At 52.0% G+C, this 6,595-nt stretch carries 2 protein-coding genes; both read left to right on the top strand.

Features of this window, described 5'->3' with window-relative positions; all coding sequences use genetic code 11:
• Nucleotides 1–3,372, top strand: a 3,372-nt coding sequence (locus KDK13_RS01570) for a hypothetical protein (protein WP_257283013.1), incomplete at its 5' end; no start/stop codon positions are given.
• A gap of 162 nt (nt 3,373–3,534) precedes the next feature.
• A partial coding sequence (locus tag KDK13_RS01565; protein WP_257283012.1) for a hypothetical protein occupies nt 3,535–6,595 on the top strand: 3,061 nt, incomplete at its 3' end.

Raw genomic sequence — 6,595 nt, 5'->3', positions numbered from 1 at the left:
GTGGTTAAGGATTTCCCGGACAGTCCGGAAGGCAAACTGGGGATCGTCCGTTTCCGAGCGGAATGTTGTCTGAGGGGGCTGTCCTTGAATGGCCAGCTGGTCACAGCGGACATGGTGGTCAGGGATTTCCCGGAGAGGGCAGAAGGCAAACTGGGGAAAGCCCGCTTTAAAGAACAGTGCTGCCTGAAGAGCCTGCCATTGTCTGGCCAGCCGGTTACAGCGGATATGGTGATCAAGGATTTCCCCGATACTCCGGAAGGCAAACTGGGGATAGCTTACTTTAAAGAACAATGTTGCCTGAAGAACCTGCCGTTGTCTGGCCAGCCGGTCACGCCGGATATGGTGGTCAGGGATTTCCCCCATAGTCCGGAAGGCAAACTGGGGGCAGCCCACTTTAAAGAACAATGCTGCCTGGGGAACCTGCTGCTGTATGGCCAGCCGGTCACACCGGATATGGTGGTGAAGGATTTCCCGGATAGCCCGGAAGGCAAACTGGGGGCAGCACGCTTTAAGCAACAATGCTGCCTGACAAACCTGTCGTTGTATGGCCAGCCAGTCACACCGGATATGGTGCTTGAGGATTTCCCGGATAGTCCGGAAGGCAAACTGGCGGCAGCGCGCTTTAAGGAACAATGTTGCCTGAGGAACCTGCGATTGAATGGCCTGCCGGTCACTCCGGATGCGGTGGTGAAGGGTTTTCCGGACAGTCCGGAAGGCAGGCTGGGAATAGCGCGCTTCAAGGCGGAATGTTGCCTGAGGGGGCTGGCGTTGCATGGCCGGGAGGTCACTCCGGAGGACGTGGTCAAGGACTATCAGGCCATCAAGGCAAGACTGGAACTGGCACGCTTTAAGGAACAATGTTGCCTGAGGGGCTTGCCGTTTAATGGCATGCCGGTCACACCGGATGCCGTGGTTAAGGATTATCAGGTCGCCAATGCAATACTGGAACTGGCCCGCTTCAAGGCGGAATGTTGCCTGAAGGGCCTGGCCTTGAATGGCCAGCAGGTCACACCGGTTGCCGTGGTTAAACATTTTCAGGCCGCCAATGCAAAACTGGAGCTGGCACGCTTTAAGGAACAATGTTGCCTGAGGGGGCTGGCGTTGCATGGCCAGCAGGTCACTCCGGATGAACTGGTCAGGGATTATCAGGCCATCAGGGCAACACTGGAGCTGGTTCGCCTTAAGGAACAATGTTGCCTGAAAGGCCTGGTGTTAAATGGCCAGCAGGTCACCCCGGAAGCAGTGGTTAATGATTATCAGGCTGCCAATGCAACACTGGAGCTGGCACGCTTTAAGGGAAAATGCTGCCTGAGGGGGCTGGCGTTAAATGGCCAACAGGTCACTCCCTGTGAGGTAATCAGGGATTTCCCGGGTAGCACTGAAGGCAAACTGGGGATAGCCCGCTTCAAGGCGGAATGCTGCCTGAGAGGCCTGCCCCTCAATGGCCAGCCCGTCGCACCAGATGCAGTGATCAGGGATTTCCCGGGTAGCACGGAAGGCAAACTGGGGATAGCTCGCTTTAAAGGGGAATGTTGCCTTAAGGGCCTGCTACTGAATGGACAGCAGGTCTCACCGGAGGCAGTGGTCAAGGATTATGAATGTGGTGGCTGGTTGCTCGAAAGAGCTTTCTTTTATGCCCAGCTGGCATTGAGTGCAAGAAAATTGAATAGCTCCTACCTGGATAACCAGAAGGTATTGGCAGCCTTTAATGAAGTCCCCGGGGAACATGCTTTAAGGCAAACAAAGTATCTGATTCAAAAACTGAAAAAATCCCGATGGTACGATGAAGCCAACGAAGCCCAGGATATACTCCAAGAGGCCTGGCAAATCCTGAACAACGCATCGGTCAAGGACGATGAGCAACGTCGACTCCGATGTGTACTGAAATTCATGGCATTACAGAATGAATTGACCATTGATCATCTGAGAGTGTCAGCCCAACAGTTATTGCAATCGATCAAAACACTGAGGTGTTCATTCAAGACTTCACGCATCCATTTCTTCTTCATGGCACATTGCCATATCACAGGACAGTCTGTTAATGGACGACACATCCGGAAGAATCAGGTGCTGGGGTGCCTTCAGGGTTTTCCTGAAGGAAGCAAGCTGCGCCATGCTTTAAGCTGCTGGTTTGCACAATGCAGCTCAGAAGCCAATATAATCGATGAGTTACTGTTTAAAAGAGACAACGGCGTTACCCCGGATTCCCACGGGCACGGAGTTTCTGACAATCTGCATAAGGCTTCTGTTGTCGTCAGTAGAGAGCGCCCCGGACGTAGATACAGGGATCACCTTCCCGACGTGATCCCTGATATAGACAGCACTGGCCGAAGGGCAAAATCGGTAGAAGTGACCGTTGCCAGCCCTGACAGGAAAGGTAAATTTCCTTACCAGGCCAGGAAGTACCGGAATGCAACAGAAAACAGGTTCACCACTCAGGCAGTTGCGGCCGAAACCCTGAAGCAGTGGTCAAAAACAGACAGGCCGGGTTTCCCGGAGAATCAGGCTCCCCGGTTAAATGCCCTGACGCTGAGAACACTGGAGATTATTCAGGAAATCAATGGTTCTGATAGCAGTCCGCCCATTCTGATTACTGGTTCATACGCACGTTTTTTACAGAACCTCTGTACATCATTTAATGATGTTGACATCATCTGCCCGACAGAAACGTCTGCCAGAACACTCTTGCAAAAGCTGCAGGCACTTAACACCGACACAGACTCGGAAATCCCCAAAAACGTCATCATCTGGCCAATTCCGGGATGTCAGGAGATTAACCTGCCAAATGCCTACCATATTGAGCTTAAAGACGGTGATTTGGGTAGAAAAGCAATGGCGCTTCAGGTAAATGTTGACGCCAGAGTGGCCTGTGGCAATGTGGCACCACTGGCGGTTCACGTTCCCGGCGTTGAGAGGCCGGTACGGTGCCTGTCGTTTGCTGAAGAAACCGGATTACTCAACGATACGCTGAAACACCTCGCTAAGAACCTTGACCCGCTGACAGAGCGATTGAAAAAAGGCGAAGTATTTTACATACCGCGAACCATTCTTTTTAATTATCCCCAAAACCCTGATGAGCGTATTTACGGCTTGCTTATGCGCTACCTGCTGACCCTGCATAAAGCCTGGAAATTTATCACCCTGAACTCTGAAGTAAAATCTGACCATCTTTCCAGCCAGCTGCAGGCAGAGCAACAACGCCTTTATTCACTGACAGCCAGGCTTCAGACAAAATTGACTGACCATGTTTGCCGTAATGATTTCGGTCACAGAGTCAACGACTGGCTATCAACAACTCAACCGGTTAATGATTACCAGATCAGGCGGCAGGAATTTATCAAAACACTGCTTGCGATGGTTCATCATGGATAGCATGGAGTGGTTATAAATGTCCGCACACTAGCCCGGATATTTCATAAATGGAACCTAATAATTATTTTGAGGTCAAACCGCGTTGTTTATAGTCCAAGTGTGCAGGGGTTCATTCTGAAAGCAACCGCATCAACTTACTCCCAGCCACAGCCTGCAGGCCGGTTGGTTCAACAACCCCGTCCAGGCGCGACTCCTAAACATTGCAGAAATATATTTAACGGTAAAAAGGTCTCAAACCATCATTCTCACAGAGGTACAGCGACCACCCCGGATAATGGCAAATGTTTTGAGGATGCCTTTTGGGAAAAAAAACCATTACATGGTCGTCAAATCACCTCGGCTGGAGTGCTTGGTGCCTATAGAAATGATGGATCGTCTCTCAGGAGTGGCTTCTTCCTGCAAAAGCTTTGTTTACAGAACATTCTGCATGGCAACAAAAAAGTAAACCCTGACCAGGTCATTCAGGAGTTCAGCCGGGAGCCAGACCGGAATAAAAAGTACCAATTAGCGATAGCGCGCTTCAAAGAAGAATGTTGCCTGAGAGGCCTGTTGTTGAATGGTCGGCAGGTCACACCGGAAATGGTGGTCAAGGATTTCCCGGGGAGTCCGGAGGGCAGGCTGGGTAAAGCACGGTTCAAGGAAAGCTGCTGCCTGAGAGGACTGCCATTGTATCGTCAGCGGGTCACAGCGGATGCGGTGGTCAAGGATTATCAGGCCGTCAGGGCAACACTGGAATTGGCGCGTTTCATAGAACAATGTTACCTGAGGGGCCTGCTGCTGAATGGCCAGCTGGTCACCCCGGAGACAGTGGCTGACAATTTTCAGTTAGCCGGGGCGACATTGGAGCTGGTGCGCTTTAAGGAACGATGTTGCCTGAGAGGAGTGCCGTTAAGTGGCCAGCAGGTCTCACCGGAGGTGGTGGCAAAGGGGTATCAGGCAGCCAGGGCAACACGGGAGCTGGCGCGCTTCAAAGCGGAATGCTGCCTGCGGGGTCTGTCGTTGAATGGTCAGGCGATCACACCGAATGCTGTGGTTAAGGAGTATCAGGCAGCCAGGGCAACACTTGAGGTGGCGCGCTTCAAAGCGGAATGTTGCCTGAGGGGTCGGCCATTGAATGGCAAACAGGTCACACCGGATACGGTGGTTACGGATTTTCCGGATAGTCCGGAGGGCAGACTGACGAAAGCGCGCTTCAAGGAAGAATGTTGCCTGAGGGGTCTGCTATTGAAGGGCCAGCCGGTCTCACCGGAGGCGGTGGCCAGGGATTTTCAGGACATCCCGGCACCCCTGGAGCTGGCGCGCTTCAAGGCGGCATGTTGCCTGCGGGGGCTGCCGTTGAAGAGTCTGCAGGTGACACCGGATGCGGTAGTCAGGGATTTCCCGAACAGTCCGGAAGGCAAGCTGGGAATAGCGCGCTTCAAAGCGGAATGTTGCCTGAGGGGCCTGCCGCTCAATAGCCTGCCGGTCACAACGGATGCGGTGGTCAAGGATTATCAGGCGTCCGGGGCAACGCTGGAACTTGCGCGCTTTAAGGAGGAATGTTGTCTGAGGGGCCTGGCATTGAAGGGTCGGCAGGTCACACCGGATGAGGTGATCAAGGACTTCCCGAACAGTCCGGAAGGCAAACTGGGAATGGCACGCTTTCAGGAACAATGTTGCCTGATGGGGCTGTCATTGAAGGGCCAGCAGGTCACACCGGAAACGGTGGTCGAGGATTTCCCGAACAGCCCGGAAGGCAAACTGGGGATAGCGCGCTTCAAATCGGAATGTTGCCTGAGGGGCCTGGCGTTAAATGGCCAGCTGGTCGCACCGGACGCCATAGTCAAGGATTATGAACGCGGTGGGTGGTTACTCGAAAAAGCCATTTTTTATGCTCAGCTGGCCCTGAATGCAAAAGCATTGAATGGCAACCATCTGGATAACCGGAAAGTATTACAAGCGTTCAATGAGGCACCCGGGGATTATTCGTCAAGGCAGGTCAGGTTTCTGATGCAAAGGTTGAAACAACCTCAGCAGTACGATGAGACTGACGAAGCCCAGGATATTCTTCAGGAGGCCTGGCAGATGTTAAAAAGCATATCGGTCAAGGACGATGAACAACATCGGCTGCAATGTATATTGAAATTCATGGCTATGCAGCACGAGCTGCCAATTGATCATCAGCGGGTGTCCGCAGGGCAGGTATGGCAATCCATCAAGGCACTGAGGAGTTCATTTCAAAACTTATGCATACACTTCTTCTTCCTGGCAAACTGTTATATCACCAACCAGCTTGTCTATGGACAACCAATCCATAAGGGTAAGGTGCTGGAATGCCTTCAGAATTTTCCTGAAGGAAGCAGGCTGCGCAATGCTTTAGGCTACTGGCTCAGGCAATGCAGCCCCGAAGCCAATGTAATCGACGAGTTACTGTTTAAATGGGAAAGGTCCGTTGACAGGAGGCGGGATAATGATCATCCGCACGGGTACGTAAACACTGCCGTTCAACATAATGAAATAGACAATATACCTGACGATCAGGCAGACGCAGTCAGGGCAGCCCAACCCCTGGAGCAATGCCCAAAAACAGGCGGACCGGGTTTTCCGGGCAAGCAGGTTCCGCCGTTAAATGCACTGACACTGAAAACACTCGAGATTATTCAGGAAATCAATGATTCTGATAGTCCGCCCATTCTGATTACCGGTTCATACGCACGTTTTTTGCAGAACCGCTGCTCATCGTTCAATGATATTGACGTTATCTGCACCACAGAAGACTCTGCCAGGGCGCTCTTTGAAAAGCTGCAGGCATTTAACTCCGACAGGTATTCAGAAATCAGCAAAAGCATCATCATCTGGTCAATCCCGGGATGTCAGGAGATTAAACTGCCAAGCACCTACAACATTCATCTTAAAGTCGCTGATTTGGGTACCAAAGCCATGGGGTTCCAGGTCAATGTTGACGCCAGGGTGGCCGATGGCAATGCAGCACCGCTGGCCGTTCACGTTCCCGGCGTTGGGAGGCCGGTATGGTGTCTGTCGTTTGCTGAAGAGACCAGATTACTGAACGATACGCTGGACCATCTCGCTGATAACCTTTACCCGCTGACTGAGCAATTGCAAAAAGGGGCGATATTTGACTTACCCAGGACCATTCTTTTTAACAAGCCCAAAAACACCGGAGAGCGAATTTATGGCTTGCTGATGCGCTCCCTGCTTACCCTGAATAAAGCCAGGCAGTTTA

Origin of the sequence: Endozoicomonas sp. SESOKO1, assembly GCF_024606265.1 — a bacterium.
Classification (GTDB): Bacteria; Pseudomonadota; Gammaproteobacteria; order Pseudomonadales; family Endozoicomonadaceae; genus Endozoicomonas.
This window is presented reverse-complemented; position numbering and strand designations above follow the sequence as displayed.